General features: G+C 69.4%; 27 protein-coding genes. 10 read left to right on the top strand and 17 right to left on the bottom strand.

The features are described 5' to 3' along the window. Positions 1 to 21 precede the first annotated feature (21 nt). On the top strand, positions 22 to 516 hold the full coding sequence (gene tnpA / locus ACFRAQ_RS19175; RefSeq protein ID WP_379101310.1) for an IS200/IS605 family transposase: 495 nt from the start codon (positions 22 to 24) through the stop codon (positions 514 to 516). On the opposite strand, the gene ACFRAQ_RS19170 is transcribed toward tnpA, so the two are convergent. Continuing rightward, positions 510 to 692 (bottom strand): ribbon-helix-helix protein, CopG family, encoded by a 183-nt coding sequence (locus ACFRAQ_RS19170; RefSeq protein WP_379101308.1) that lies wholly within the window; start codon positions 690 to 692, stop codon positions 510 to 512. The genes tnpA and ACFRAQ_RS19170 overlap by 7 nt on opposite strands. A 168-nt stretch (positions 693 to 860) precedes the next feature. On the opposite strand from ACFRAQ_RS19170, the gene ACFRAQ_RS19165 reads away from it, so the two are divergent. Next, positions 861 to 1,376, top strand: coding sequence for an OsmC family protein (locus ACFRAQ_RS19165; RefSeq protein ID WP_379101306.1), 516 nt, complete (start codon positions 861 to 863; stop codon positions 1,374 to 1,376). A gap of 27 nt (positions 1,377 to 1,403) precedes the next feature. Next, on the top strand, positions 1,404 to 2,711 hold the full coding sequence (locus ACFRAQ_RS19160; protein ID WP_379101304.1) for a bifunctional o-acetylhomoserine/o-acetylserine sulfhydrylase: 1,308 nt from the start codon (positions 1,404 to 1,406) through the stop codon (positions 2,709 to 2,711). A gap of 4 nt (positions 2,712 to 2,715) precedes the next feature. On the opposite strand, the gene ACFRAQ_RS19155 is transcribed toward ACFRAQ_RS19160, so the two are convergent. The 4 genes from ACFRAQ_RS19155 to ACFRAQ_RS19140 form a co-directional block, all read right to left on the bottom strand. Further along, positions 2,716 to 3,375 (bottom strand): TMEM175 family protein, encoded by a 660-nt coding sequence (locus tag ACFRAQ_RS19155; RefSeq protein WP_379101302.1) that lies wholly within the window; start codon positions 3,373 to 3,375, stop codon positions 2,716 to 2,718. Between the two features lie 33 nt (positions 3,376 to 3,408). Further along, positions 3,409 to 4,884: an FGGY-family carbohydrate kinase gene (locus ACFRAQ_RS19150; protein ID WP_379101300.1), complete on the bottom strand. Its 1,476-nt coding sequence runs from the start codon at positions 4,882 to 4,884 to the stop codon at positions 3,409 to 3,411. Between the two features lies 1 nt (position 4,885). Further along, positions 4,886 to 6,304 carry an L-fucose/L-arabinose isomerase family protein gene (locus tag ACFRAQ_RS19145; RefSeq protein WP_379101298.1) on the bottom strand — a complete coding sequence of 473 codons (1,419 nt, stop codon included), beginning with the start codon at positions 6,302 to 6,304 and terminating at the stop codon, positions 4,886 to 4,888. Between the two features lie 111 nt (positions 6,305 to 6,415). Next, positions 6,416 to 7,255 carry a family 43 glycosylhydrolase gene (locus ACFRAQ_RS19140; RefSeq protein WP_379101296.1) on the bottom strand — a complete coding sequence of 280 codons (840 nt, stop codon included), beginning with the start codon at positions 7,253 to 7,255 and terminating at the stop codon, positions 6,416 to 6,418. 55 nt (positions 7,256 to 7,310) lie between these two features. Here ACFRAQ_RS19140 and ACFRAQ_RS19135 point away from each other — a divergent pair, with 55 nt between their 5' ends. Then, positions 7,311 to 8,408: a winged helix DNA-binding domain-containing protein gene (locus tag ACFRAQ_RS19135; RefSeq protein WP_379101294.1), complete on the top strand. Its 1,098-nt coding sequence runs from the start codon at positions 7,311 to 7,313 to the stop codon at positions 8,406 to 8,408. On the opposite strand, the gene ACFRAQ_RS19130 is transcribed toward ACFRAQ_RS19135, so the two are convergent. After that, on the bottom strand, positions 8,405 to 9,166 hold the full coding sequence (locus tag ACFRAQ_RS19130; protein WP_379101292.1) for a tyrosine-protein phosphatase: 762 nt from the start codon (positions 9,164 to 9,166) through the stop codon (positions 8,405 to 8,407). The genes ACFRAQ_RS19135 and ACFRAQ_RS19130 overlap by 4 nt on opposite strands. A gap of 22 nt (positions 9,167 to 9,188) precedes the next feature. Further along, on the bottom strand, positions 9,189 to 11,354 hold the full coding sequence (locus ACFRAQ_RS19125; RefSeq protein ID WP_379101290.1) for a pyruvate, phosphate dikinase: 2,166 nt from the start codon (positions 11,352 to 11,354) through the stop codon (positions 9,189 to 9,191). Between the two features lie 310 nt (positions 11,355 to 11,664). Here ACFRAQ_RS19125 and ACFRAQ_RS19120 point away from each other — a divergent pair, with 310 nt between their 5' ends. Beyond that, positions 11,665 to 13,275 (top strand): FadD3 family acyl-CoA ligase, encoded by a 1,611-nt coding sequence (locus tag ACFRAQ_RS19120; RefSeq protein ID WP_379101288.1) that lies wholly within the window; start codon positions 11,665 to 11,667, stop codon positions 13,273 to 13,275. Here the strand turns inward: ACFRAQ_RS19120 and ACFRAQ_RS19115 are convergent, their stop codons facing one another. The 7 genes from ACFRAQ_RS19115 to ACFRAQ_RS19085 all read right to left on the bottom strand — a co-directional run bounded on the left by ACFRAQ_RS19115 (position 13,276) and on the right by ACFRAQ_RS19085 (position 19,420). After that, positions 13,276 to 13,875: a Dabb family protein gene (locus ACFRAQ_RS19115; protein ID WP_357279710.1), complete on the bottom strand. Its 600-nt coding sequence runs from the start codon at positions 13,873 to 13,875 to the stop codon at positions 13,276 to 13,278. After that, complete coding sequence (locus ACFRAQ_RS19110) at positions 13,872 to 14,198, bottom strand: hypothetical protein (protein ID WP_379101285.1); 327 nt, start codon at positions 14,196 to 14,198, stop codon at positions 13,872 to 13,874. The genes ACFRAQ_RS19115 and ACFRAQ_RS19110 overlap by 4 nt, the downstream gene beginning before the upstream one ends. Next, the gene (locus tag ACFRAQ_RS19105; RefSeq protein ID WP_379101282.1) at positions 14,195 to 15,100 is read right to left on the bottom strand and encodes an LLM class F420-dependent oxidoreductase; all 906 of its coding nucleotides are present in this window, start codon (positions 15,098 to 15,100) and stop codon (positions 14,195 to 14,197) included. The genes ACFRAQ_RS19110 and ACFRAQ_RS19105 overlap by 4 nt, the downstream gene beginning before the upstream one ends. A gap of 245 nt (positions 15,101 to 15,345) precedes the next feature. Then, positions 15,346 to 16,161 (bottom strand): SDR family NAD(P)-dependent oxidoreductase, encoded by an 816-nt coding sequence (locus ACFRAQ_RS19100; protein WP_379101280.1) that lies wholly within the window; start codon positions 16,159 to 16,161, stop codon positions 15,346 to 15,348. A gap of 78 nt (positions 16,162 to 16,239) precedes the next feature. After that, positions 16,240 to 16,971 (bottom strand): glucose 1-dehydrogenase, encoded by a 732-nt coding sequence (locus ACFRAQ_RS19095; RefSeq protein WP_379101278.1) that lies wholly within the window; start codon positions 16,969 to 16,971, stop codon positions 16,240 to 16,242. A 1-nt stretch (position 16,972) separates the two neighbouring features. Continuing rightward, positions 16,973 to 18,652, bottom strand: coding sequence for a 3-oxosteroid 1-dehydrogenase (gene kstD, locus ACFRAQ_RS19090; RefSeq protein WP_379101276.1), 1,680 nt, complete (start codon positions 18,650 to 18,652; stop codon positions 16,973 to 16,975). A gap of 12 nt (positions 18,653 to 18,664) precedes the next feature. Continuing rightward, complete coding sequence (locus ACFRAQ_RS19085; protein WP_357279726.1) at positions 18,665 to 19,420, bottom strand: glucose 1-dehydrogenase; 756 nt, start codon at positions 19,418 to 19,420, stop codon at positions 18,665 to 18,667. A 174-nt stretch (positions 19,421 to 19,594) separates the two neighbouring features. On the opposite strand from ACFRAQ_RS19085, the gene ACFRAQ_RS19080 reads away from it, so the two are divergent. From ACFRAQ_RS19080 to ACFRAQ_RS19065, 4 genes are all read left to right on the top strand, one after another. Beyond that, on the top strand, positions 19,595 to 20,722 hold the full coding sequence (locus ACFRAQ_RS19080) for an LLM class flavin-dependent oxidoreductase (RefSeq protein ID WP_379101274.1): 1,128 nt from the start codon (positions 19,595 to 19,597) through the stop codon (positions 20,720 to 20,722). Between the two features lie 34 nt (positions 20,723 to 20,756). Then, on the top strand, positions 20,757 to 21,509 hold the full coding sequence (locus tag ACFRAQ_RS19075) for a glucose 1-dehydrogenase (protein ID WP_357279730.1): 753 nt from the start codon (positions 20,757 to 20,759) through the stop codon (positions 21,507 to 21,509). 46 nt (positions 21,510 to 21,555) lie between these two features. Further along, positions 21,556 to 22,509, top strand: coding sequence for an alpha/beta hydrolase (locus ACFRAQ_RS19070; protein WP_379101272.1), 954 nt, complete (start codon positions 21,556 to 21,558; stop codon positions 22,507 to 22,509). Positions 22,510 to 22,582: 73 nt separating this feature from the next. Next, entirely contained in the window at positions 22,583 to 23,035 is a 453-nt protein-coding gene (locus ACFRAQ_RS19065; protein ID WP_379101270.1) for a DUF4189 domain-containing protein, read from the top strand. Positions 23,036 to 23,073: 38 nt separating this feature from the next. Here ACFRAQ_RS19065 and ACFRAQ_RS19060 read toward each other — a convergent pair whose 3' ends face one another. From ACFRAQ_RS19060 to ACFRAQ_RS19050, 3 genes are all read right to left on the bottom strand, one after another. Continuing rightward, the gene (locus ACFRAQ_RS19060; RefSeq protein WP_379101268.1) at positions 23,074 to 23,442 is read right to left on the bottom strand and encodes a DUF5313 family protein; all 369 of its coding nucleotides are present in this window, start codon (positions 23,440 to 23,442) and stop codon (positions 23,074 to 23,076) included. Beyond that, positions 23,439 to 23,924 carry a MarR family winged helix-turn-helix transcriptional regulator gene (locus ACFRAQ_RS19055; RefSeq protein WP_379101266.1) on the bottom strand — a complete coding sequence of 162 codons (486 nt, stop codon included), beginning with the start codon at positions 23,922 to 23,924 and terminating at the stop codon, positions 23,439 to 23,441. The genes ACFRAQ_RS19060 and ACFRAQ_RS19055 overlap by 4 nt, the downstream gene beginning before the upstream one ends. 90 nt (positions 23,925 to 24,014) lie before the next feature. Continuing rightward, positions 24,015 to 24,437 (bottom strand): nuclear transport factor 2 family protein, encoded by a 423-nt coding sequence (locus ACFRAQ_RS19050; RefSeq protein WP_379101264.1) that lies wholly within the window; start codon positions 24,435 to 24,437, stop codon positions 24,015 to 24,017. 83 nt (positions 24,438 to 24,520) lie between these two features. Here ACFRAQ_RS19050 and ACFRAQ_RS19045 point away from each other — a divergent pair, with 83 nt between their 5' ends. Next, a complete protein-coding gene (locus ACFRAQ_RS19045; RefSeq protein ID WP_357279745.1) occupies positions 24,521 to 25,078 on the top strand; it encodes a TetR/AcrR family transcriptional regulator in 558 nt (185 codons plus the stop codon). The last annotated feature ends 120 nt before the right edge of the window (positions 25,079 to 25,198 follow it).

Below are 25,198 nucleotides of genomic sequence, written 5' to 3'. Positions count from 1 at the left end.
GCTCCAATACTATTTGGTTCCATGGATGGCGACGACCGTTTTCGCCCTGGCAGACAGGTAGTTTCGCGCCTGTATACGCATTTGGTTTTCATAACGAAGTATCAGCGCCCGCTGTTCACCGACGCCCATCTGCGGTGGATGGAGACGGTGATGCGGCACGTTTGCGAGGACTTCGAGTGCGAACTGGTGGAGTTCGACGGTGGCACCAACCACGCACACCTTCTGGTTCGGTTCCCGCCGAAGGTACAGGTGTCGAGGCTTGTCAACTCCCTCAAGGGCGTATCCTCACGACTCCTGCGAAAAGAGTTCGAGGGCTTGAGATTCGCGTACTGGAACGAAACGCGCCTGTGGTCAGGCTCCTACTTCGCCGAATCGGTCAGCGGAGCACCCCGATCGGAGGTACAGCAGTTCATCACACAGCAAACCCACCCGTCAGGAGAAGATATCCGAGCCACGACTGGTGAGGCATCGACGCCACATGACGAGCAGCGAAAGCTCCGAGAGCAACCTCAATAACTTACGTTCCCGTAGACGACCGGCCCGTCCGACAGGTAGTCATCCCAGGTCTTGTGTCGCGTGATGTAGTTCCGGATGGCGTCGCGGGCGATCTCCTGTTTGGATCGCCCTTCCATCGCCGCCTGCGCACCCAGCGCAGCTTCTTCGTCCTCGCTGAGCCGCAAAGTCCATGCCACCGCGAATTCATACCACCCCGGTGTCACCGTGTCTGCCGAACGACCGTCCAGTTGGCAACCATCACATGACGAACAGGTAGCCGAGGCCCGGGATACCTACCGGCTATTGCGCTCACGGCGAGTTCAACCATCGTCAGCACCGGTCGCTGAGTCGTAGCTTCACGCGGTATGACGACCGAGCTGAGCACCCCTTTGAACGATATCGTCGAGGCGACCGGCCGTGCGGTGGCCGCGGACCCCGCCCAGGCCACCGTGATCTTCCGGGCCGCGGGCACTCCGGAGGGCACAGTCGGCAGCGCAATCGCGCTGGGCCGCTATACGATTCGCGTGGACGAGCCGCCCGCCCTGGGCGGCGACGGCTCCGCTCCCAACCCGGTGGAGGTGTATCTGGCCTCGCTGATCGCCTGCCAGGTGGTGACCTACCGGTTCTGGGCGCAGCGCCTCGGCATCACCATCGACGACCTGGCCATCGAAGCCGAGGGCGACCTCGACGTGCGCGGCTTCTTCGGCTTGGACGACACGGTCCGGCCCGGCTTCCAGGCGGTCCGCGTCACCGTCCGGGTCAACGGTCCCGAATCCGCCGCGCGCTACGCCGAACTGCAGCGGGCCGTCGACGAGCACTGCCCCGTCCTGGACCTCACCACCGGCCGCACCCCGGTCGAGACCACCCTCGTCACCCAGTAGCAGCACCACCACCCACCGGAGGCCCCCATGACCGAGTCCGTCCTGCCCGAAGACCCCAGCGCCACCTGGAGTTTCGAGACCAAACAGATCCACGCCGGGCAGCAGCCCGATCCCGTGACCGGCGCCCGCGCGCTGCCGATCTACCAGACCACGTCGTACGCGTTCCGGGACACCGACCACGCCGCCGCGCTGTTCGGGCTCGCCGAGCCGGGCAATATCTACACCCGCATCATGAACCCCACCCAGGACGCGGTGGAACAGCGGATCGCGGCGCTCGAAGGCGGCGTGGCCGCCTTGCTGCTGGCGTCGGGGCAGGCGGCGGAGACCTTCGCGATCCTGAACCTGGCGGGGGCCGAGGATCACATCGTGTCGAGCCCGCGGCTGTACGGCGGCACCTACAACCTGTTCCGGTACACGCTGCCGAAGCTGGGCATCGAGGTCAGTTTCGTCGAGGATCCGGACGATCTCGAGCAGTGGCGGGCGGCGATCCGGCCGAACACCAAGGCGTTCTTCGGGGAGACGGTGTCCAATCCGCAGAACCACCTTCTCGATATCCCCGGGATCGCGGAGGTCGCGCACGGGTCGGGGATTCCGCTCATCGTCGACAACACCGTCGCCACCCCGTACCTCATCCAGCCGTTCGCGCACGGCGCGGACATCGTCGTGCACTCGGCGACCAAGTACCTGGGCGGGCACGGGGCGGCCGTCGCGGGCGTGATCGTGGACGGCGGCACGTTCGACTGGCGCGGTGGACGATTCGCGGGCTTCACCGAACCCGATCCCAGCTACCACGGCGTCGTCTACGCCGACCTCGGCGCGCCCGCCTACGCGCTCAAGGCGCGGGTGCAGCTGCTGCGCGATCTGGGATCGGCGATCTCGCCGTTCAACGCCTTCCTCATCAGCCAGGGGCTGGAGACGCTGAGCCTGCGCCTCGAGCGGCACGTGGCCAATGCGACCGCGGTGGCCGAGTTCCTCACCGGGCGGCCCGAAGTCACGGCCGTCTCCTACGCGGGCCTGCCTTCCTCGCCGTGGTACGAGCGCGGGAAGCAGCTGGCTCCCCGGGGCGTCGGCGCGATCATCGGGTTCGAGCTGGCGGGCGGAGTGGACGCCGGCAAGCGTTTCGTGGACGCCCTGACCCTGCACAGCCATGTCGCCAATATCGGTGACGTGCGCTCGCTGGTCATCCACCCGGCCTCGACCACGCATTCGCAGCTGACCCCGGAACAGCAGCTCGCGGCGGGTGTCACGCCGGGCCTGATCCGCCTGGCCGTGGGAATCGAGGGGATCGACGACATCCTCGCCGATCTGCGCGCCGGATTCGCCGCGACCGCCTAGCCGGTCAGAAGCGGTCGAGGGGCCGGATCCGCGGGGACACAGCGGAATTCACCTGCAGGGCGATGATCAGGCCGATGCTGAGGTAGGTGCTGATCGGGCACAATGCCACCGCCGCCGCGTACAGGAATTGCACGATTCCGATGCGGCGGCGGATGGCCGTCAGGTCCTCGGGGGCGGCGTCGGCGGTGAGCAGGCCGGCGCGGCGGGCGTAGCGCAGGGCGGCGAGTTGCGCGAGTCCCAGGTACAGCAGGTCGGCCCAGTAGACCAGCAGCGCCAGGCGCGATTGCGGGAACGCGGCCAGCAGGGCGGTCGCGAAGGGCACCATGCAGACGCCGAACAGGAACATCAGATGGATCCAGGTCAGCGTGCGGTCCGCGCGATCCATCAGGCCGAGTTGGGTCTGCTGGCCGATCCAGAACATGCCCAGGGTGAGGAAACCCAGGAAACAGATGAGGAATTGGGGGCCGACATGGGTGAGGGCATGCCAGACCGGCTCCTCGTCGGCGGCCGCGCCGGAGGTCCACAGGGCGCGCTGACGCCAGGTCTCGCTCTCGGGGACGTGCAGCTCCAGCACGAGCAAAGTCATTGCCACAGCGAAGATTCCGTCGCTGAGCGCGCCCAGCCGACCCAGGTCCTGTCCCGCGATGCGGTGATATCTGGCCATCCGCCCCACCTCCGTGTCGGACCCTAGCCGAGATCACGGCGCGGCGCGGTGTTGCTCCCGGGCGAGGAAGTGGGCGGTGGATTTCGTTGTCTCGTACAGGGATCGATAGTGGCGGTAGTACGGGCCGTAGTGCGCGGTGGTGTCGGGATCCGGTTCGATCGTGGCGATGATCGGGTTCCAGGCCGAGGTGTCCAGGCCCAGGGCCTCCGCGGCGAGCAGCGCGTCGCCGAGGGCCGCGCCGACGGTGTCGGCCGGAAGCTGTTGCGGCAGACCGGTGATATCGGAGACGATGCGGGTCCACAGGCCCCCCTTGGTGCCGCCTCCGACCGCCACCAGACGGGTCGCGGGGGCGCCGGCCGCGGCCATCGCCTCCAGATTGTGGCGGACCCCGTAACCGATGCCCTCCAGGACGGCGCGGTAGAGGTCGGCGCGCTGGTGGGCGAGCGTGAGGCCCGCGATCAGACCGCGGGCGTTCGGGTCGAACAGCGGGGTGCGTTCGCCCGCGAAGTAGGGCAGCACCAGCAGGCCGCGGGAGCCGGGCGGGACGTGGGCCGCCTCGTCGAGCAGTTCGGCGAAGTCGCTGCCGGTGAGGGACCGCAGCCAGTCGGTGACCGCGCCGGAGGTCGCCATCCCGGCGGCGGAGGTGTAGGTGCCGGGCCAAATTCCGCAGGTGGTCCACAGCCCCGGCTGCGGGCGCGGGTCGGCGAGCACCTGGGTGAGGAACATGGTGGTGCCGTACATGATCATGCAGTCGCCGGGGGCGCGGACGCCGATCCCGGCCGCCTCGGCCCAGGCGTCGATGGTGCCGGTGGTGACCGGAAGCCCCACGGGCAGCCCGGTCGCGGCCGCCGCCTCGGGGGTGACGCGGCCGACTATCTCGGTGGGCCAGGCCAATTCGGGCAGACGCAGGCCGGGGGCGACCGATTCGGCCCAGTCGGTGGCCCAGTCGCGGGCCATCAGGTCGTACATGGGGACGCACTGGCTGGCGGACTGGTGGTCGAGGACGTAACGGCCGGTCAGGCGGTACACGAGAAACGAGCCGGCCATCAACAGCATTCGGGTGGCGGACCACACCCGCGGCTCGTGCCGGATGAGCCAGCGCAGCTTCGGGCCGACGGCCTGACTGGTGAGCGGCGACCCACACCGCTCCAGCACGGTCAGCGGCCCCAATTCCGCGTCCAGTTCCTCGATTTCGACGCCCGCGCGGGTGTCGACCCCGTACAGGATGGCGGGCCGCAGCGGGCGGCCGTCCGCGTCGGCGGGCAGCAGGCACGGGCCGATGCCGCTCACCGCGAGCGCCTCGATGGGTGCGCCGTCCGCGGCCGCCACCAGGTCGCGGGCGATGCCCACGAAGTCGGCCCACCACACCGTCTCCGCGTCGTGCTCCACCCAGCCGGGCCGGGGCGTCGACACCCGGTGCGGTCGTTCGGCGCGCATGGCGACCACGCCGTCCCGGTCGGTGAGGACGCCCTTGGATCCGGAGGTGCCGATATCGATGCCGAGGAGCATGTCAGCCCGCCCGGGTGAACTCGTCGAGGGTGACGCCCAGCAGATCGCAGGCCGCGCGCACGGTGGCGCGCTGGTCACCGGGGACGGCGTGAATGTGGTTGGCGCCGAAGCGGGACAGGAAGTCCCCGGCGTCGGCGTCCAGGCGCGCGAAGGCGTGCGGCCACTCCCAGGTGGACTGCTTCATCAACGATTCGTTGGTGGCGTCGTCGTAGGTCTCGAACGCGCCGAGCATGAGCTGCATGCGGTAGTCGCCGTCGCGGCGGGTGAGGCGGGCGAAGGTCATCTCGCCGGGCGCGGCCAGGTGGTGCACCGACGCGCCGCCCGCCGGGAAGAAGAACACCTCCGGGTACAGGTGCACCCGGGCCAGGTTCTCGGCCGGGTCGTCGCTGCGGGCCGCGTACCAGGTGGCGTGCTGGCCGGAATTGCACAGATCCCAGATGTCGCGGTCGGCGTGATAGTGGCGGACGTCGGCGAAAAGCACCGGGGTGCCGGAGATCTGCTTGAGCAGCTGCATGGTGAGCGCGCCGTCCATATCGGCCTCGGTGGCGCAGACGTGCGGCTGTTTGGGCCCGTTCCAGTCGTACGGGTCATTGAGGAAGGCCTCGGTGATGTCCATGGTGGCGAAGTACTGGGTCAGTTCCGGCTGGCCCTTGATGCCGGAGAAGTCCAGCCGCCATTCCGCGATCAGGTCCCGCACCGCCAGGTACGAGCGCAGCTGCCGCTCCAGCAGGTCCGGCGTCAGTTTGACCCCGTCGTAGTGCACCCCGGCGGCATTGCGCTCCAGCCATTCTCGCGCCGCCCGCGCCTCGCCGGCGTCGGCCTGGTCGGCGCGGCGCACGATCTCCCACTGGTCGATCTCCTCCACGTCGATCCCGAACACCCGCTGCCATTGATCGGTATTGGCCACCGCCGTGTTCATCCCCATGGGCCGCCCGCCGAACCGCCCGAAGGTGCTGCCGCGCAATCCCGCGACCGCCGCCGCGGCCCGCGCCCGCACCCCGATCGCCGCGACCAGCTCCGGATCGGCCGGGTCGCCCCACAGCCGGGCGTGCTCGCGCCCGATCTGATCGAGGGCCCCGCCCGCGGCCAGCATCCCCACCATGCCCGGCTGCACCGGGTCGATGTTCGACAACAGCAGCAGCGGCCCCCGCAGCGCGCCCGCCGCCAGCATGGTGAAGTGCGGGAACGCCCACACCGCGTAGTGCAGCACGGTCAGATCCACCCCCGCGGCCGCCACCCGCCGGGCGACCTCGACCGCCCGGTCATTGCTCGCGACCGGCTCCCGGCCTCGAATCACGGTGTGTCCGGCGGCCGTCAGCTCGGCCACCAGCCGATCTTCCGCCGTCTTGATGAATCCGACGATGCCGCCGTGCACATAATCGCGGCCGTCGGAAAGACTGATCACGCCGATTCGGGCCATGGTGCCTGCCTCCCCGCAACGTTCTGATCGTCAGCACTGGGTGGGACTCTCGACTCACCGTCCAGAATCCCAGTTCAGACCGCCCGCCACGCCCGAAATCGGATTTTCGGGTCAGTCCGGGAAGATCAAGGGAGCCAGCGCGACTCCACCCTGCCCCCACCCGGCATGCGTCACCCACAGGCCGCCGTCATGGGTGATCACCTCGGCGGCGTGGGCCCGGATATGCCCCACGCGGTTGGACGTGTCGAAGTGAAAGGGATTGTCGCTGCGGAAGATCTCGGTGCCGACATAGTCCGGGCGCGGACCGATCAACAGGTACCAGGCGTCCCCGTGCCGCACCACGAACGGTGACTCGGTATTGCCCGCCCCGGTCCCGGTCGCCGGATCGATGTAGGCGATGCGGCGCTCGCCCCACCGCACCAGGTCCGGACTGGTCCGATAGGCGACGACATGATTCCCGCCGGCGGGGGTGCCGGTGGCGCAGTAGTACATGACCCACTCGTCGCCGACCCGCAGCACCATGGGGTCCCGGGCGTCGTAGCCGTCCCGGAACACCGGGCTCCCCGGATGCCGCCGCCAGTGGAACAGGTCGGTGGAGGTGGCCAGCCCCATACCCGTTGCGGTGCGGTCGATTCCGCCGCCGTCGTAGAACATCCAGTACCGGTCCCCGGCGTGGACGACGAACGGCGCCCACAGATGCCGCTCTCCCCGCTCCCGGTCCACCTCCAGCACCGACGGATGCTTGGTCCACGGCCCGAGCGGATCGTCCGCGGTGGCGTGCGCGAACTCGGTCTCGTCGAAGGGATCGGCCGGTTCCGGATGCGTGATCCCGAACAGATGCCACCGCCCCCGCCCATCCCTGATCAGCGAATGATCGTTGATGTACCACCGCTGACCGGCCTCGCTGGGGTCATAGATGTGCCGGAACTCCCCCGCCCGCACCGCGCCCATGACCCGCCCTCCATGTAGGACAAGAACTGTCCTAGTCGCCTTCGACACTGGATTCATGCCGGAACTCTCGCTGCGAACCCTAAACCGCACCCTGCTGCTGCGTCAGCGGTTGCACGAACGAACCGCGATGCCCGTCGCCGACCTGATCCGGCACCTCGTCGCGGTGCAGGGGCAGGAGCCGAACTGGCCGTATGTGGGATTGTGGTCGCGGCTGAGCGAATTCCGGCACGAGGAGCTGTCGGCGCTGCTGGAGGAGCGAACCGTGGTGCGCGCCACCTCGATCAGGCGCACCGTGCATCTGACCGACGCCCAGGACTATCGGTGGCTGTATCCGACCGTGCGCCCGGCGGTCGAGCCGACACTGCGCTCGGTCTACCTGCGCGATGCGATGGACGGTCTCGACATCGCCGAATTCGGTGCGGCCGGAAAGGAATTGCTGGACGGCAGGGCCGTGTCCCGGCGGGATCTGGGGAAGCTGCTCTCGGAGCGGTTCCCCGGACGCGGGGCCCGCGACCTGGTCCACGGTCTCGGCGTCGTCCAGCCCCTGGTGCATCACCCCGGCGCGGGAGCGTGGGGCGCGTGGCGGGGACGGTCGGTGTCGGTGTCGCTGGCCGAGCAGGTCGTGGGCGGGCCGCTGGCGGAGGGACCGGAACCGCGGACCCTGGTCCGGCGCTATCTGGCGGCCTATGGTCCGGCGACCGTGGGCGATATCCAGGAGTTCGCGGGGGTGACCAAGCTCGCGGAGGTGGTCGAGGGGATGCGCGGCGAGCTCCGGGTGTTCCGGGATGATGCGGGGCGCGAGCTCTTCGACGTGCCGGACGCTCCGATCGCGGCGGCGGATTCGCCTGCGCCGGTGCGGTTTCTGCCCGCCTTCGACAATTCCTGCCTCGGGCATCGGGATCGGCGGCGGATCATCCGCGATGAGGATCGCACCCGGATCGCGAAGATCGCGTCGGGCGGTGTGCCGATGTACTTGATCGACGGATTCGTGCACGGCCGTTGGGATGTGGCCGGGTCGACCATCCGGATCACGCCGTGGCACGCCCTGGCCGCGGACGACGAAGCCGCCCTGCGCGCCGAGGCGGAACGGCTGCTGCCGTTCATCACCCCGGGCGAGGGCGGCGACGTGGTGTTCGAGAAACGGGCCGCCTAGGCGACCAGCACCTCGCGCAGGCGCTCAAGCTCGGACTCGGTGAGGCCGTTGGCGAGCAGCCACGCGCCGGCACCGCCGTGCTCGGCGTGCAGGTTCGTCAGGAAGCCGAGCATGACCTCCGGGGAGACCGCGAGGATGCCGGTATTCGTCTGCGGCAGGCCCTCATACGACGGGAGGGCGTCGAGACGGTCGCGGACCTTCTGGATGCGCTCGTTGGTGAGGGCGTAGTCGTGGGCGATCGCCTCGGCGGGAACGCCGACCGCGTCCAGCAGGACCGCGGCCAGCACGCCGGTGCGGTCCTTGCCCGCGGCGCAATGGAACAGCACCGAGTGGCGGGCCGGGTCGATGATGAGGCGCACCGACTCGACGATGTGCTCGCCGCTGCCGCCGAGCAGCTGACCGTAGAGCTCGGTCAGGTCGACGCGGGTCTTGTCGGGGACGAGATCCCGTGCGGCCAAGGAGGACTGGGGCGACTTGCGGATCGGCAGGTTCGCGATGTGCACCGCGGAATCGCCGATCAGGCCGTAGCCCTCGCGCTCCACCTCGTCGGGCAGGCGCAGGTCGATGACCGTGCGCAGGCCCAGCGTGTCGACCAGCTGCGACAGATCGCCGGAGGTGGCCTGCTGCAGGGTGGACGAGCGCAGCACGATGCCGAAACGGGTGGTGCCGCCGCCGGCGACCGGCAGGCCGCCCAGGTCACGGACATTGTCGATCTGGGCGAAGTCGATCCAGCGGCCGGTCACGGCGTCGGTGGTCACGGGCGCGTCGGTCGCTACGGGCTCAGTGGGCACGGCCGGCCGCCGCCTCTTCGGCACGGGTCAGGCCGCACAGACCGATCAGGTCTTCGTGCAGCTCGAACCACACGGTGTGGTAGCTGTCCATGATCGGACGCGCCACGTAGGTGTGATCGCCCTCGCCGATGCGCTCGACGGCGCGGTCCAGGCGATCCAGGTAGCGGGACAGGCGCGGGGCCAGGCCGCCCAGGCGGGCGATCAGCGGACGCAGGGTCTGGTGGGTCCCGTTGAGGCGGGCCAGCACCGAGGCGTCGTAGTCGGCGTCGGCGTGGTCGTTGACCGTGGCCGGGTCCTTCATCTGCCAGTCGGTGATGATGACCTTCAGATCGGCGTTGAAGACGCAGAACTCGTCGTAGGCGGCGGTCATGGCGGCCGCGTCGACGGTGCCGCGCTCCTCGGCGAGCAGCTGCTCCAGGCGCGGGCGGCCCTCTGGGGTGATGCGGAAACCGGCCGGGGTGGTGGCGCAGTAGCCCGCGGTCACCAGATCCTCACAGCAGGAGGCGATCTCGGCGGTGTCGGCGAACAGGCTCAGCGCCAGGTTGTCGGCGTTCACCCGGCCCTTGATGCCGACCAGCCGCAGCACGGCCAGTTCGGTGACGGGAGCGTTCACGGCGGTCATTTCCTCCTGCTCGGCGTTCTCGCCTGCGGCGGAACGGTTTTCCAGGCGCTCGGCCAGCTGTTCGCCGTCCACGCCCGCCCACTGGGCGAGCTGGCGCACGTCGTCGAGCACGGACTGCTCGACCGGCTTGGCGACGACCTCGCCGGGCAGCACCAGACCGGCGCCGCCGTCGACGGTGACCTTCTTGCCGGTCAGCGCGGCCACGACACCCGGGCCGCAGCCGACCACGCACGGGCGGCCCAGTTCGCGGCTCACCAGCGCGGCATGCGAGGTGGTGCCGCCCAGTTCGGTGACGATGGCGCGCGCGGCGATCATGCCGTGCAGGTCGTCGGGGCTGGTGGTGGGACGGACCAGGATGACGTCCTCGCCCGCCTCGGCGCGGGCCTCGGCCTCGTCGGGATCGGTCACGACCACGCCGGAAGCCAGTCCGGGGCAGGCGGATTCGCCGCGGGCCAGGGGCTCCTGGCCGCCGGTGTCACCGGAGGCGGGGCGCAGCACTTCGCGCACCTGATCGGGGGTCACCCGGTCCAGGGCCTCGTCGGCGCTGATCAGGCCCTCCTCGACCATGGCGACGGCGGTGCGCACCGCGGCGCGGGCCGACCGCTTGGCCGGACGCGACTGCAGCAGCCACAGGGCGCCGGACTCGACGGTGAACTCGATGTCCTGCAGGTCGCGGCCGTCGTGCTCCAGCAGCTGGGCGGCGGCGATGAGCCGCTCGTGCACGGCGGGCTGGGTGACGGCCAGGTCGTCGAGCGGGCGCGGGGTCAGGCGGCCGGACACCACGTCCTCGCCCTGCCCGCCGACCAGCCACTCGCCGTAGACGGGGGTGTCGCCGGTGTTGGGGTTGCGGCTGAAAAGCACACCGGTGCCGGACGATTCGTCGAGGTTGCCGAACACCATGGCCTGCACGGTGACCGCGGTGCCCATGGTGTCGGCCAGGCCGCGGTGAGCGCGATAGGTCTTGGCGCGCGGGGAATCCCAGGACCGGAACACGGCCTCGATGGCGCCGCGCAGCTGATCCCACGGGTCGGCGGGGACGACGCCGTTCGCGTCACCGAGCACGGTCTCGCGGTACTGGTGCACGAAGCGGGAGCGGGTGTCCTCCGCGTAGCCGGGGTTGCGGGTCTCGGCGGCCAGCGCCTGCTGCACCGCGTCGGTCATACCCAGGTTGAGGACGGTGTCCATCATGCCGGGCATGGAGATCGCCGCGCCCGAACGCACCGACACCAGCAGCGGGCGGTCCGCCGATCCGAAGCGGCGGCCGGTGCCGCGCTCGATCATGGCGATGCCCTCGAGCACCTGCGCCCAGATCTCCTCGGCGATGGCGCCGCGGGTGGTGTAGTCGGCCCAGCCGTCGGTGGTGATCACGAACGCGGGCGGCACCGGCAGCCCGAGCGCCCGCATGTGATCGATGCTCCACGCCTTGCCGCCGATCTTGTCCCGCGACAAGCCGCACGCGCCGTCGAGTTCGACAACGGTGGTCGCGCCCGCCGCGAGGTCCTGGCGCTGCGCAAGCTCCGTTCCGGCCGTCATGTCACTCCTTCGAGATTCTGGATTCATTCGCACTCCAGCGCTCCGCCGCTGCTCGAGCGGCCTGCCGGGCAATATCCGTCCCCCCGACGGTTCCACTACAACGAGGGTGCCGTGTGACGCCCCGCACCCCCAAGTCCCATCCCGATGACCGGAATGGGTACGCCCCGGCGCCTCACCCGCCACTCGCTCGGAGGATCACGAGAACCCGCGCGGAGCGAAGCGGAGGGCCATCCAACACGGCACGCCCGGTCAGCGGGATGGCACGGCGAAATGAGGCAATCGGGTGAGGGGGCTGGGGCAGGATGGGCGGATGGATCGGCGGCACTCGGGCGGCATCTCCGCGGTCGGAAGTGTGGCGACCATTCCGGCGCTGGTGGCCGATCGGGCGCGGCGGTATCCCGAGGCGGTGGCCATCGCCGGACCGGCCGGACGGCTCACGTTCGCCGAGCTGGCCGAGGAGGCCGCGGCGGTCACCCGGGCCGCCATCGCCTCCGGGTTGGAGGCGGGAGATCGGGTCGGGCTCTGGGCTCCCAACAGCGTCCGCTGGATCGTGACCGCCCTCGGCATGCTCGGCGCCGGCGCCACCCTGGTGCCGATCAGCACCCGGCTGCGCGGCCCGGAAACCGCTGAGGTGCTGGCCCGCAGCCACGCCAGAGCCGTGTGCACCGTGCAGGAGTTCCTGGGCGCGGACTATCCGGCCATGCTCGCCGAATCCGGCCTCGCGCTACCGGATCTCGAGCACCTCATCCTGCTCGACGACGCCCGCGGTGAGAGCGCGGCGGACTGGGACATCAGCTCGTGGGCCGGGTTCCTCGCCCCGGGCGCGGTGGTCGAGCCGCGATCAGCGATCGAACGCACCGCGGCCGTCGACCCGGAGTCCATCTCCGACATCCTGTTCACCTCCGGCACCACCGGCGCCCCCCGCGGCGTGCTGGCCACCCACCGCCAGACCCTCGAGGTCTTCGCCCGGTGGTCCGAGGTCGTCACCCTGCGTCCGCGTGACCGATATTTGCTGGCGAACCCGTTCTCGCACACCTTCGGCTACAAGGCGGGCATCCTGGCGTGCCTGCTGCGCACCGCCACCATGGTGCCGATGGAGCGCTTCGACGCGGCCACCGCGCTCCATCTGATCGAGAGCGAACGCATCACCGTCCTGGCCGGGCCGCCAACGCTTTTCACCGATCTGCTCGCCGCCGGCCCCGACGACTACCTGCTCGGATCGCTGCGCCTGGCGGGCACCGGCGGCTCCACCATCCCCGCCGAACTGGTCCGCCGCATTCGCGAGGACCTGCGCGTTCCGGCCGTCTTCACCGCCTACGGCCTCACCGAATCGATCGGCGTGGTGTCCATCTGCCCACCCGGCTCCCCCGCCGAACTGGGCGCCGACACCGTCGGAAAACCCCTGCCCGGCAGTGAGATCCGCATCGTGGACCGGGAAGGCGAACCCCTCGAAACCGGTGTGCCGGGCGAGGTCACCGTCCGCGGCCCCAATGTCATGCACGGCTACCTGGACGATCCGGAGGCCACCGCCGCCGCCATCGACCCGGACGGCTTCCTGCACACCGGTGACATCGGCGCCCTCGACGCCGACGGCTACCTGCGCATCACCGACCGGCTCAAGGACATGTTCATCGTCGGCGGCTTCAACGCCTACCCGGCCGAGATCGAGCGAGTCCTGCTACGACACCCCGATATCCGCGATGTCGCCGTGATCGGCATCCCCGACGAGCGGCTCGGCGAGGTGGGCCGCGCCTACGTGGTCCCCGTCGCCGGGGCCGCCACCGATCCCGCCTCACTCATCGAATGGTCCCGCGCGCGGCTGGCGGGCTACAAGGTGCCGCGGGAGATCGTCTTCGCCGACGACCTCCCGCGCAATGCCGGCGGCAAGGTGCTCAAACAGCGCCTGCGCGACCCAGACTGATCAGTTCCCCAGCACCGGGCCGTCGGCCCAGCGGTACAGGTGCGCGATCGCCGGGTCCACGATGGAGCCCGGGATCTCGGCATCGAACCAGCGGTCGACGTGCGTCCAGTGGTACGGGTGCAGCAGGTAGTCGCCATTGAGGCCGTCGGGGTCGGCGAACTCCTGTTCCCAGACGTGCGTCCAGCGGGCGTGGCCGGGGACCCGGCTCAGCGACCAGGACCGGATGGCCGGGATGTGGGCGGGCATGGCCATCAGGTCGGATTCGAAGCGCGACACCGTGTCCGGGGACGTGCCCTCCCGAACGGTGAGCAGCAGGGTGCGCTTGACCCGGCGGGGCGCGTCGAGGCGGACCACGCGGGCGTGCACCGGGGCCAGCGGCACCAGATCGGCGTCACCGGGCAGGCCCGGCAGGACCGCGCTGGGCGTCGACTCGGTGGTCAGGTCCCACAGCGCGCCGAGGCCGCCCGCGCTGCCCGGTAGATCGACCCCGGCCGAGCAGTGCGCCACACCGGGATTCGCGGACGCCGCCGAGGCGAAGGCGGCCAGCCGGCCGTCGGCGTCCTCGGCGGGCGGGGCGGTGAGAATCACCCAGCGGGTCATGCCTGCACCTCCTGCACCGCCATGACATGCCGCTCCCTGGTCAGGGCGACCGCGTCGGTGTCGGACCAGAAGGCCGCCACGCCCGGATCGGCCGCTGCCGCCGCGCGCATGCCGTAGAAGTCGTAGATGCCCGGCAGTTCCCAGATGATCTGCACGGCCACCGAATCCGCGCCGGTGTGCTCACGCAGCACCTGCGGGGCGCGCAGGCCGCGGGCGGTGGCGCCGGGCAGGTAGTCGTCACGCCACCGGGTGAGCCAGTCCTCGGCCCGATCGGCGGGCAGGACGACGCGGTCGAACACGCGGACGGGGGTCGCGGGGTTCACAGCTTCGACTCCACGTCGTTGCGGTACCGATCCACGTACGCCGCAAGGTTTTCCACGCCGTTGAGCAGGGATTCCGGGCCGAACATGGGCGGGGTCAGCACGATCCGGCTCGCACCGGCGGCGACGTAGGGGCGCACGTACTCGGCGTCGAACTCGCGCACGAAGTCGAACGAGCCCGGCCAGATCGTCATCTCGACGGCATCCTCGGCACGTCCCGCCGCGACGGACAGTTCGCGGATCTTGTCCGCGCCGCGCCCGAAATCCTCCGAGGAGATCGTGTACGGGAACCAGCCGTCGCCGACCTTGGCCGCGCGACGCACCGCGGGAGCGCTGTTGCCGCCCAGCACGATCGGGATCGACCGCTCGGGCTGCGGCTGGCAGAACTGATCGTCGAACGACACATGCTTGCCGTGATAGGTGGCCGGAGCCCGCGTCCACAGTTCCCGCATGGCGCCGATGCAGTCGTCGAGCCGGGTGCCGCGTTCCTCGAACGGCACGCCGATCGCCGCGTATTCCTCCTTCTGCCAGCCGATTCCGAGTCCCAGCAGCAGCCGCCCGTCCGAGATCCGGTCCAGCGTGGCCGCCCGCTTGGCCAACACCACCGGGCTGTGCAGCGGGGCCACCACCATGGCGGTGCCCAGCTTCACGGTGCTCGACGCCGCCGCGACGAAGGCCAGGGTCTCGAGCGGATCGGTCATCGGCACCCCGATGCCGCCGCCGCCGGGCATCCGGCCGTCGGGCGAGTACGGGTACAGCGGCTCGTAATCCTGGGCCACCACAACGTGTTCCACGGTCCAGATCGACTCCAGCCCGCATTCCTCGGCGGCCGCGGCGAACTCCCGTAGGAATCCGCCCGAGGTCACCAGTCCGTCGAGATATGGCATGAGCATGCCGATGCGCATCGGACGCCTCCGTCTTTCCGGGTCCGGCCCACCCTGGGCCACCCGTCGATCGTGGCTGTTGCGGGGGTCACAATCCGGAGAGGTCCCGTTCACTGGGATCGAATATATCCGCAGGTCAGCGCATGTTTACACAGCAACGGCCAGTAGCCCCGCACCGGATGGCGCGGGGCTGCTGCACACACTCTCCCCTGGGCCGTGCCCCGGTGCGGAACGCACCGGGGCACGGGGGCTCCCGGAGAGCTGGGTTAGATTTCCTTGCGCATCTGAGCGGTCAGGGGCTTCATGTAGCCCGAACCCAGCAGGCGGCGCATGACGTTCATCGCCTTGGCGTCCTTGCCGATCAGGACGAGCGGCTTGTTCTTCCGGATGCCGTTGACGATGACCTTGGCGCAGTCCTCCGGGCTGGTCTGGGCCAGCCGGTCGAAGTTGGCGGCCAGGTCGTCACGGGAGCGGTTGGCGGCAGCCCGTGCCTTCCAAGCGATCTCGGTCTTGATCATGCCCGGGTGGACGCTCGAGACGCCCACATTGTGCCCGGCGATGATCATCTCCTGGCGCAGCGCGTCGCTGATCGCGTGCATGGCGTACTTCGACGAGCTGTAGCCGCCCTGGCTGGGGCAGGCCACCAGGCCGAACATGCTGGAGACATTGGCGAAATGGCCGTCCCCGGAGGCGATCACGTGCGGCAGGAACGCCTTCACGCCGTGCAGGGTGCCCCAGTAGTTGATGCCGAAGATCCACTCCAGGTCTTCCCAGGAGACTTCCTCGATATTGGCGGTCAGCGAGACGCCGGCGTTGTTGATGACGATGTTGACCTTGCCGAAATCGGCGACCACTTCGTCGGCGTGCGCGTAGACGGCGGCGCGGTCGGCCACGTCCAGCTTGTAGGCCCGCGCCTTGGCGCCGGCCTTCTCGCACAGCGCCACGGTCTCGGCGACATTGTCGAAATTACGGCCGGACAGCGCCAGCTGCGCCCCGTTACGAGCCAGTTCCAGCGCCAGCGCACGGCCGATGCCGGCGCCCGCGCCAGTGATCACAGCGACTTTGCCGCGAAAATCCTTCATGGTCTTTCCTTGTCTCGCACCGGGTTTGGTGAGGTGGGGGTTTCAGGGGAACCCCTGAGAGCCCCCGGAGTCGGGTTCCTACTGGGTGGTGAAGCCGCCGTCGGCGATGAACTCGGCGCCGGTGCTGTAGGAGGAGTCGTCGGAGATGAGGAACAGCACCATATTGGCGAGTTCCTCCGGGGTGGCCGGACGGGCGATGGGCTGATTGGCCGCGATGCTCGCCGACCGCTCGGAGGCGGCCACCATCTCGGTGGCCACGATGCCCGGGTGCACGGAGTTGACGCGGACATTGTCGGCCGCGAATTCCTGTGCGGCCGTTTTGCTCATGCCGCGCACGGCCCACTTGGAGGCCACGTAGCCGAGAATGTTCGAGTAGCCGATCAGGCCGCCGGTCGAGGAGATGTTCACGATGGAACCCACCCCGGCGCGGCGCATGGAGCCGATGACGGCCTTCATGCCCAGGAATACGCCGACCTGGTTGACGTCGATCACCTTGCGGTAGTCGGCCTCCGAGAGCTTCTCGATGGGGTCGACGTGCACGATGCCGGCATTGTTGACCAGGCCCGAGACCGGCCCGAAGGCCGCCTCGGTCCGCGCGACCACGTCGTTCCAGGCCGCCTCGTCGGTGACGTCGAGCGGGAAGAACCGGGCGGCGTCACCGATCTCGGCGGCGACGGCCTCCCCGGCCTCGACGAGCACGTCGGTGATCACCACCCGTGCGCCCTCGGCCGCGAGCTTGCGGGCGAAGGCCGCCCCCATGCCGCGCGCGCCGCCGGTGACGATGACGACCTTCGAATCAACCCGTCCCATGTCAGTTCTCCTGCGCTGCTGCGGTTTCCGCGTCGGCCAGGTGGTTGGCCGCAATGTAGCCGAACACCATGGCGGGGCCGATGGTGGCGCCCGCGCCGGCGTAGTCGTTGCCCATGACGGCGGCGGAGTTGTTGCCCGCCGCGTACAGGCCCGGGATGACGTCGCCCTGGTCGTTCAGGACGCGGGCGTGCTCGTCGGTGACCAGGCCACCCTTGGTGCCCAGGTCGCCCGGCACCATCTCGACCGCGTAGAACGGGCCGCGCTCGAGCGGGGCCAGGGTCGGGTTGGGCTTAACGGTCGGGTCGCCGTAGTAGCGGTCGTAGGCCGAGTCGCCGCGCTGGTAGTCCTCGTCCCGGCCGTTGCGGGCGAAGACGTTGAAGCGCTCCACGGTGGCGGCCAGCTTGTTCGCCGGTATGCCCAGCTTGTCGGCCAGCTCGGCCAGGGTGTCGGCCTGCTTGATGATGCCCGCGTCGAAGTACTTCTGGGGCAGCGGCCGCTTGGGGAAGTTGCCCAGGAACAGGTACCGGTCGCGGAAGTTCTGGTCGAAGATGAAGTGCGCGGGGATGCTGCCCGGCACCTTCTTCTCCTCCTCGTACATGGTGTGCACGACGTTCACGTACGGCGCGGACTCGTTGACGAAGCGGTCGCCCTTGGCGTTGACCACGATCGCGCCCGGCTGCGAACGCTCGGCCAGCATGAAGAACGGCGGGCCGTCGGGGTTCCGCACCGAGGGACCCCACCAGGCGTCGTCCATCAGATCGACCGCCGCGCCGGCCTTCTGGCCCGCGACGATGCCCTCACCGACGTTCTCGGTCGCGCCCACGGTCCAGCCGGTGTTCTGCGGACCGTCGATGTACTGCTCACGCATCTCGAGGTTGTGCTCGAAGCCACCCGCGGCCAGCACGACGCCGCGGCGGGCCTTGATGGTGACGGTGCGGCCCTCGTGCTCGGCGCGCACGCCGACCACCGTGCCGCCCTCGATGACCAGGTCGGTGAGCGGGGTGTTCAGCCACACCGGCACGCCCGCGTCGCGCAGCGACAGCCACAACCGGGCGGCGAGCGCCTTGCCCAGGCTGAGCGGCTTGGCGCCCTTGATCATGTTGAGCGCGGTCTGCGCGCCGACCTTCATGGCGGTCTTCTTGCCGGCCCAGGTGCGGGCGATCATGTTCAGGTCGTGGAAGTCCTTGACCGTGATCGCGATGCCCTTGGGGGCGGACATGGTCGGGCGGTTGATCTTGTCCAGATCCGCGCCGAGCAGACGGCCGTCGATGATCTTGGGCTCGATGCTGCGCCCCTGCGCCAGACCGCCCGGGAACTCCGGGTGGTAGTCGGAGTAGCCGCGGTCGTAGGCGAACGCCCAGTGCTTGGAGCGGGCGCCGATGTAGCGGAACATCTCCGGGCCCTGCTCCAGGAACGCGCGCTGCTTGGCCTCCGGAACCCGATCGCCGACAACGGCTTTCAGGTAGGTACGGGCCATCTCCGGGCTGTCCGGCACACCCGCGGCCTGCAGCACCGGGTTGTTCGGCACCCAGATGCCGCCGCCCGAGCGCGCGGTGGAGCCGCCGAACAGGCTGCTCTTCTCGATCAGGGTGACCGACAGGCCCCGGTAGGCAGCGGTCAGCGCGGCGGTCATGCCGGCCGCGCCGGAACCCACCACAACGACGTCGAATTCGAATTCCATGAATCTCGTTCCTTAGTAGCCGCAGCTGGTCAGCATGCCGCCGTCGACGACGAATTCGCCTCCGGTGCAATAGCTCGAGGCGTCCGAGGCCAGGAACAACGCCACCTCGGAGACCTCGACCGGCTGACCCCAGCGCGGAATGGGCAATTCGGAGAAGAAGGAGTTGCCGTCCACCCCGGACGCGCCCGCCACGGACGCGGTCATGGGGGTGGCGATACCGCCGGGATGGATCGAGTTCACCCGGATACCCGAGTGCCCCAGTTCCCGGGCGGCGGACTTGGTGAGACCGCGCAGCGCGAACTTGCTCGCACTGTAGGCCGACAGACCGGCCGCACCGACGAAGCCCTCGACCGAGGACACGTTCACGATGGACCCGCCACCGGCCTCGATCAGGGCGGGCGCGGCGGTCTTGATGCCGAGGAAAGCGCCCGTGACGTTGATGTTCATGATGACGTTGAACTCGTCCAGGCTCATCTCCAGGATGCGCTTGAACCGCAGGATCCCGGCATTGTTGACCAGCACATCCAGCTTGCCGAACGTGGCGACGGCCGCGGAAACCGCTGCCTGCCAGTCGCTTTCACTGGTGACATCGTGATGCACGTAATGGACGGCGGCACCCAGCTCGGCGGCCAGGGCCTTGCCCTCGTCGTCGAGTACGTCGCCGAACACGACCTTCGCGCCCTCGGCCACGAAACGGCGCACATGCTCCGCTCCCATGCCCCGGGCGCCGCCGGTCACCAGCGCTACCTTGCCGTCCAGCTGTCCCACCTGATCCCGTCCTTCCGCTGCTGTTCAACCGACGCTAAGTCCGGATGCGGAACACCGGCACGGTGTGGTCCCGGCCACTGAGACAACCTCATGACCTGAGGCTATGGGTGCAGTTGTATTTCGTTTAGGCATAAACGCCCGGACGGGTGAGTCAGCGCGCGCAAGGAGCCCCGGATGAAGTTCTCGATGATCTTCGAAGCGCAGATGACCGATCCCACCGCCGCCCACGAAGCCCAGGTGCTGCGCGACTGCGTCGAGCAGGCCGTGCTGGCCGACGAGGTCGGCTTCGACACCGTCTGGGCCGTCGAACACCACGGGCTCAAGTGGTACGCGCACATGAGCGCGCCGGAGATCTTCCTGACCTGGGTGGCCGCGCAGACGCGGCGGATCCGGATCGGGCACGGCGTGGTCTGCATGCCGTTCAACTTCAATCACCCCGTCCGCGCGGCCGAACGCGCCGCCATGCTCGACGTGCTGTCGGGCGGCCGCCTGAACCTGGGCGCGGGCCGCGGCGCGACCGCCGTCGAAACCTCCATGTGCGGAGTCGATCCCGACCGCACCTACCAGGAGGTCGAGGAATCGCTGCGGATGATCGCCGCCGCCTGGCAGGACCCCGAGGGCGAATTCGAATACCACGGTGAACTGCTCGACATCGGCCCGCACCACCTGCTGCCGCGGCCGGTGCAGCGTCCCCATCCCCCGCTGTTCATGGCCTGCACCAAGAAGGACACGCTGAAACTGGCGGCCGAGTACGGGATCGGCGCGCTGGTCCTGGGTTTCGCGGGCATCGAGGAGATCGCCGAACTGCGCCGCATCTACGACGCCGCCATCGCGGCCCGCACCGGCGAACGCCTCGTGTCCACCGTCGTCAACGACCACTTCGCGGCGCTGTGCCCGACCATCGTGCTCGACGACCGCGAGCGGGCCCGCCAGATCGGCGCGCGCGGGCAGCGGTTCTTCGCCCAGTCCATCAAGTACTACTACGGCGCGGGCCCGGTGCCCGACGAGGCCGTGGACCCGGGCGTGGACGAACTCGCCAAGATGCGCGAGGTCGCCGACGAGCACGTCGCCTACCTGCACGAAGCCAAGATCCCGGTGAAGACCGGGGCCACGGCCATCTTCAACACCGAGCACGCCTACGGCACCGCCGAGGACGCCATCGCCTACGTCGAACGGCTGCGTGACGCCGGAGCCGACGAGATCCTGTGCCTCATCCAGATGGGCACCGTGCCCCAGGAGGCGTGCCTGGAAACCATCCGTCAGTGGGGGGAGAAGGTCATCCCCCACTTCCGCAACAAGTAGCACCGTCTCAACTCAGACAGAGAAGGAAACCGAAATGGCTGATCTGACAGGCAAAGTCGCCCTGATCACCGGGGCCGCCCGCGGCCAGGGCGCGGCCGAGGCCAAGCTGTTCGTCGAGCGCGGCGCGAAGGTGGTCATCACCGATGTGCTCGAGACCGAGGGCAAGGAGCTCGCCGAATCCCTCGGCGAGAACGCCCGTTTCGTGCGCCACGACGTCACCGACTCCGAGAGCTGGGACGCCGCCGTCGCGGTGGCCGTCGACACCTTCGGCAAGCTGGACGTGCTGGTGAACAATGCCGCCATCTACACCATGAAGCCGATCGCCGAGACCACTCCCGAAGAACTGGAACGGATCCTGACGGTCAACCTGGTCGGCGCCTTCCGCGGCATCAAGGCGGTGCTGCCGGCCATGACCGCCAATGGCGGCGGCTCCATCGTGAACATCTCCTCGCAGTCCGGGCTCGAGGGCCTGATGAACCACTCCGCCTACGGCTCCTCCAAGTGGGGTCTGCGCGGACTGTCCAAGGTCGCCGCCCTGGAGCTGGGCTTGTCCCAGATCCGGGTCAACTCGGTGTACCCCGGACCCATCGCCACTCCGATGGTGCCCTACCTGACCACCGGCCCCGGCAGCTTCCCGACCCTGCCGCTCGAGCGCACCGGCCTGCCCGAGGAGGTCGCCGAACTGGTCGCCTTCCTCGCCTCCGACGCCTCGGCCTACATCACGGGTGCGGAGGTGTCCGTCGACGGCGGTCTGGCCGCGGGCAAGTTCATCCCGCGCGGCATGTAGTTCCGCGAACCCCGCAGTGACACAGCGCGATCCAGGAAGGCCCGTAATGACCCTGTCCCCCGAATGGCAGACCTTCGTCGACGCCGCCACCGCGGCGTTCCCGGCGTTGGGCACCGAGGTGTTCGACGCCACCGAAGCACGGGCCTTCCTGGCCGCCCGCCGCCCCGCCCCCGTCGAACCCATTCCGGTTGCGGGAGTAAAGGATCGCGCGGTGCCGGGCCCGGCCGGCGCGCCCGAGGTGCCGGTGCGGGTGTACCGGCCGCTGGACGCCGAACCCGTTCCGGCCATCGTGGTCTTCTACCACGGCGGCGGATTCGTGCTGTGCGGCTTGGACTCTCACGACCGCTTCTGCCGCACCATGGCCAACGAGGCCGGGGTGATCGTGGTGTCGGTGGACTACCGCCGTGCCCCCGACGCCCGCTTCCCGGCCGCGGCCGACGACGCCTACGCGGTGCTGCGCTGGGTCGCCGAGCACGCCGAAGCCCTGGGCGGGGACCCCGGCCGGATCGCGGTGGCCGGGGACAGCGCGGGCGGCAATCTGGCCACCGTCGCCGCCATCGCCGCGCGCGACAACGGCGGACCCGACCTCGCGTTCCAGCTGCTCATGTACCCGATGCTGGATCCGGCCTGTGATCGGCCGTCGCACACCGAGAACGCGGAGGGCTACTTCACCACCGCGGCGCACATCCGGTGGTACTGGGAGCAATACCTGTTCTCCGATGCCGAGAAGTCCGACCCCTACGCCAATCCCACCATCGCCGACCTCACCGGGCTGCCGCCCGCGCACATCGCCACCGCGGAATTCGATCCGCTGCGCGACGAGGGCGAGGCCTACGGGCAGCGGCTGCGCGAGGCCGGGGTGGAGACCGAGATCCACCGCTGGGACGGCACCGTGCACGGGTTCATGTCGATGGCCTTCCATCTGCGAGAAACCCAGCACGCCAACGCGACCGCGTTCACCGCGCTGCGCCGGGCGCTGGCGCGCACGCCCGTCGTCTGAATTTCGGCGTTCGTTCACGGCGCGACCGATTAGCATCAGCTGCGTTCGCCCGTTTGAAACGTCAGGAATTCAGTTGTCGGTTGCACGCCTCCTCCCGTCGGTCACCGGAACGGCCGCGATCACCGCGGCCATCACCCTCGCCACCTCGGGCATGGCTCTCACCACCGCGCTGGCGGGATCCGCCGACGCCGCGCCCCAGTACTACGGCACCCTGGCGCTGTCCCGGCTGAAGAACGCCGCGGTCTCGGGCACCGACGCCAACCGGGTCACCGCCGACGCCGCCGCCATCCGCGACTGCGCCAGCTACGACTGCGAGATCGTGCTGCGCTTCACCGACGGCTGCGCCGCGGTCGCCCAGGGCGCGGACGGCGCCTGGGGCTGGGCCGTCGGCCCCAGCCTCGCCGAGGCCGAGCAGAACGCGGTGGCCGGGCTGGGCCAGAGCGCTCCCCCGTTCCCCGACCTGGGCAGCGCCCAGCCGCGCGCCGCCCGCGTCGCCACCAGCGCCTGTACCGCCAACGTTCAGTAACAACGGCTTTCGCGGCGGCACACCGTGCCCGGCGAGGCTCAGTGCGGGTACTGGGCCTCGTAAGCCGCGCGCTCGGCGGCACGCCGCGCGGCACGGGCCGGGCTCTCCAGATCCTCCGGGAAACCGTGCTTCACCAATCGGTGGGCCCGGTTCATCGGCATGTAGGCCACGATGTAGAACAGCGCCAGCAGCAGACCGAGCAGGATCACCGAAAGCTGTAGCCACAGCTCGCCCGGCAGCAGGAACGCCAGCGCGAACACCGGCAGCAGCGGCACCAGCTGACGCACGATGTGCCGGGGCACCGCCCACGAACCGGTGAGGTCGTTGCGCACCCACTCGCGCAGGTCGTCCGGCAGCACACTGCCGAAGGAGTAGGCCAGCCACTGAACAGGGTTGGGGCGCTTCATTTCCGGTGTCCCTTCGTCGATCCGGCGCGCTCGGTGTCCGCCGAAACCGAGTGCCGCGCCGCGGCATTCACCCGGTTCAGCACATCGCGCAGTTCCTCGAGATCCGCCAGGCTCACCCCCAGCCGCGCCACCACGGCCGGGGGGATTTTCTCCGCCTCGGTGCGCAGTTCGCGTCCCGCGCCGGTCAGATCCACGACCAGGTTGCGTTCGTCGTGGCTGTCGCGCCGCCGGGTGATGAGCCCCGCCGCCTCCAGCCGCTTGAGCAGCGGCGACAGCGTGGGCGAGTCGAGCTGAATGGCCTCGCCGATGTCCTTGACCGACATCGGCGCCTCACCCCACAGCGCCAGCATCACCAGATACTGCGGATGCGTCAGGCCCATCGGTTCCAGTAGCGGGCGATACACCGCCAGGACCGACCGGTTCGCCACGGCCAGCGCGAAACACACCTGCCGGTCCAGCCGCAACGGGTCGTCGACCTCCACCGTTCCGCCCTCCTCGCTCGTCTTCGTTAGTGCAATAATAGTTAATGCACTAACCGTTCGTCGACGACCCGGTGGGTAATCGGCGTCACATCACTCCCGCGCCGCCCGCATGGCCACGATCCGGCCGGTGTCCATGTAGTCGCGGAACAGCGTGACCCGGCCGTTCTCGACCCGGATCACATTGACCGAGGTCCGCGCCCACGCCCGGCCGGTCCCGGGGCGGGTGACATCGACGTCGATCTCGGTGATGAGCGTGTTCGGATCCACGGTCTCGTGGATGACCGGGCGGATGGCATGAATCTCGATGCCGGACATGCCCGACCAGCGCTGCGCGAGGTACGCGCGGATCTGCTCGCGGCCCTCGATCCGGGCCGGCTCACCCGGAATCAGGAACGGCATCTCGAACACGACATCCGGGGCGAGCAGTGCCGCGAACCGGTCGGCATCGCGCGCGGGCAGCGTGTCGAAGAGTCGAATCACAAGGTCACGAGGGGTTTCCACGGAAGTGGTCATGAGTGCCTCCTAAACGGAACGTTGGACCCGCTCAATAATCGGGGCGTGCGCCCCGCTTGTCAACGCTGGGTAGGCTGTCGGACGTGACGGACAGACCCCTGCGCGCCGACGCCCGCCGCAATCGCGAGCGGGTGCTGGCCGCGGCCCAGGAAGCCTTTGCCGCCGAGGGCATCTCGGTGCCGCTCGACGAGATCGCGCGGCGGGCGGGCGTCGGGGCGGGCACGGTGTACCGCCACTTCCCCACCAAGGAAGCGCTTTTCGAGGCCGCCATCCTCGATCAGGTCGAGAAGATCACCGCGCACGCGCGCGCACTCACCGCGGCCGAGGATCCCGGCGCGGTGTTCTTCGAGTTCCTCGCGATGATGGTGCTCGAGGGCGGCGTCAAACGGGATCTGGCCGACGCGCTGCGCTCCGGCGGCGGCGAGTATCCGCGCACGGTGTCCCATGATCTGAAAGAGGCTCTGGGGATACTGCTTTCCCGTGCCCAGGACGCCGGGGCCGTGCGGCCCGAGATCAGCGTCGACGACCTGCTGACCATCATCAAGGGCGTGTTCCTCGCCGTCCACGAGGCCGGAGCCGCACCCGGATTGCGCGAGCGCACCTTCGCCGTGATCGCGGATGGATTGCGCGCGAACCACTGACCTGCGGGTACATACCCTGCTCGCAATCACTGAGCAATGGTCGCTGAAATATTGCGGAATAAACTGAACCATGGGCGAATCGCGCCCATGGTTCCGCAAACTCCGCGTGTTTCCCCGCCT

This window comes from Nocardia sp. NPDC056611, assembly GCF_042792755.1.
Taxonomy (GTDB): domain Bacteria; phylum Actinomycetota; class Actinomycetes; order Mycobacteriales; family Mycobacteriaceae; genus Nocardia.
This window is presented reverse-complemented; position numbering and strand designations above follow the sequence as displayed.

What these genes read in the sequence shown, in the direction of transcription:
- tnpA (WP_379101310.1), top strand. Translation starts at nt 22, where the DNA reads ATGGATGGCGACGACCGTTTTCGCCCTGGCAGACAGGTAGTTTCGCGC.
- ACFRAQ_RS19165 (WP_379101306.1), top strand. Translation starts at nt 861, where the DNA reads ATGACGACCGAGCTGAGCACCCCTTTGAACGATATCGTCGAGGCGACC.
- ACFRAQ_RS19160 (WP_379101304.1), top strand. Translation starts at nt 1,404, where the DNA reads ATGACCGAGTCCGTCCTGCCCGAAGACCCCAGCGCCACCTGGAGTTTC.
- ACFRAQ_RS19155 (WP_379101302.1), bottom strand. Translation starts at nt 3,375, where the DNA reads ATGGCCAGATATCACCGCATCGCGGGACAGGACCTGGGTCGGCTGGGC.
- ACFRAQ_RS19150 (WP_379101300.1), bottom strand. Translation starts at nt 4,884, where the DNA reads ATGCTCCTCGGCATCGATATCGGCACCTCCGGATCCAAGGGCGTCCTC.
- ACFRAQ_RS19145 (WP_379101298.1), bottom strand. Translation starts at nt 6,304, where the DNA reads ATGGCCCGAATCGGCGTGATCAGTCTTTCCGACGGCCGCGATTATGTG.
- ACFRAQ_RS19140 (WP_379101296.1), bottom strand. Translation starts at nt 7,255, where the DNA reads ATGGGCGCGGTGCGGGCGGGGGAGTTCCGGCACATCTATGACCCCAGC.
- ACFRAQ_RS19135 (WP_379101294.1), top strand. Translation starts at nt 7,311, where the DNA reads ATGCCGGAACTCTCGCTGCGAACCCTAAACCGCACCCTGCTGCTGCGT.
- ACFRAQ_RS19125 (WP_379101290.1), bottom strand. Translation starts at nt 11,354, where the DNA reads ATGACGGCCGGAACGGAGCTTGCGCAGCGCCAGGACCTCGCGGCGGGC.
- ACFRAQ_RS19120 (WP_379101288.1), top strand. Translation starts at nt 11,665, where the DNA reads ATGGATCGGCGGCACTCGGGCGGCATCTCCGCGGTCGGAAGTGTGGCG.
- ACFRAQ_RS19115 (WP_357279710.1), bottom strand. Translation starts at nt 13,875, where the DNA reads ATGACCCGCTGGGTGATTCTCACCGCCCCGCCCGCCGAGGACGCCGAC.
- ACFRAQ_RS19105 (WP_379101282.1), bottom strand. Translation starts at nt 15,100, where the DNA reads ATGCGCATCGGCATGCTCATGCCATATCTCGACGGACTGGTGACCTCG.
- ACFRAQ_RS19100 (WP_379101280.1), bottom strand. Translation starts at nt 16,161, where the DNA reads ATGAAGGATTTTCGCGGCAAAGTCGCTGTGATCACTGGCGCGGGCGCC.
- ACFRAQ_RS19095 (WP_379101278.1), bottom strand. Translation starts at nt 16,971, where the DNA reads ATGGGACGGGTTGATTCGAAGGTCGTCATCGTCACCGGCGGCGCGCGC.
- kstD (WP_379101276.1), bottom strand. Translation starts at nt 18,652, where the DNA reads ATGGAATTCGAATTCGACGTCGTTGTGGTGGGTTCCGGCGCGGCCGGC.
- ACFRAQ_RS19080 (WP_379101274.1), top strand. Translation starts at nt 19,595, where the DNA reads ATGAAGTTCTCGATGATCTTCGAAGCGCAGATGACCGATCCCACCGCC.
- ACFRAQ_RS19075 (WP_357279730.1), top strand. Translation starts at nt 20,757, where the DNA reads ATGGCTGATCTGACAGGCAAAGTCGCCCTGATCACCGGGGCCGCCCGC.
- ACFRAQ_RS19070 (WP_379101272.1), top strand. Translation starts at nt 21,556, where the DNA reads ATGACCCTGTCCCCCGAATGGCAGACCTTCGTCGACGCCGCCACCGCG.
- ACFRAQ_RS19060 (WP_379101268.1), bottom strand. Translation starts at nt 23,442, where the DNA reads ATGAAGCGCCCCAACCCTGTTCAGTGGCTGGCCTACTCCTTCGGCAGT.
- ACFRAQ_RS19050 (WP_379101264.1), bottom strand. Translation starts at nt 24,437, where the DNA reads ATGACCACTTCCGTGGAAACCCCTCGTGACCTTGTGATTCGACTCTTC.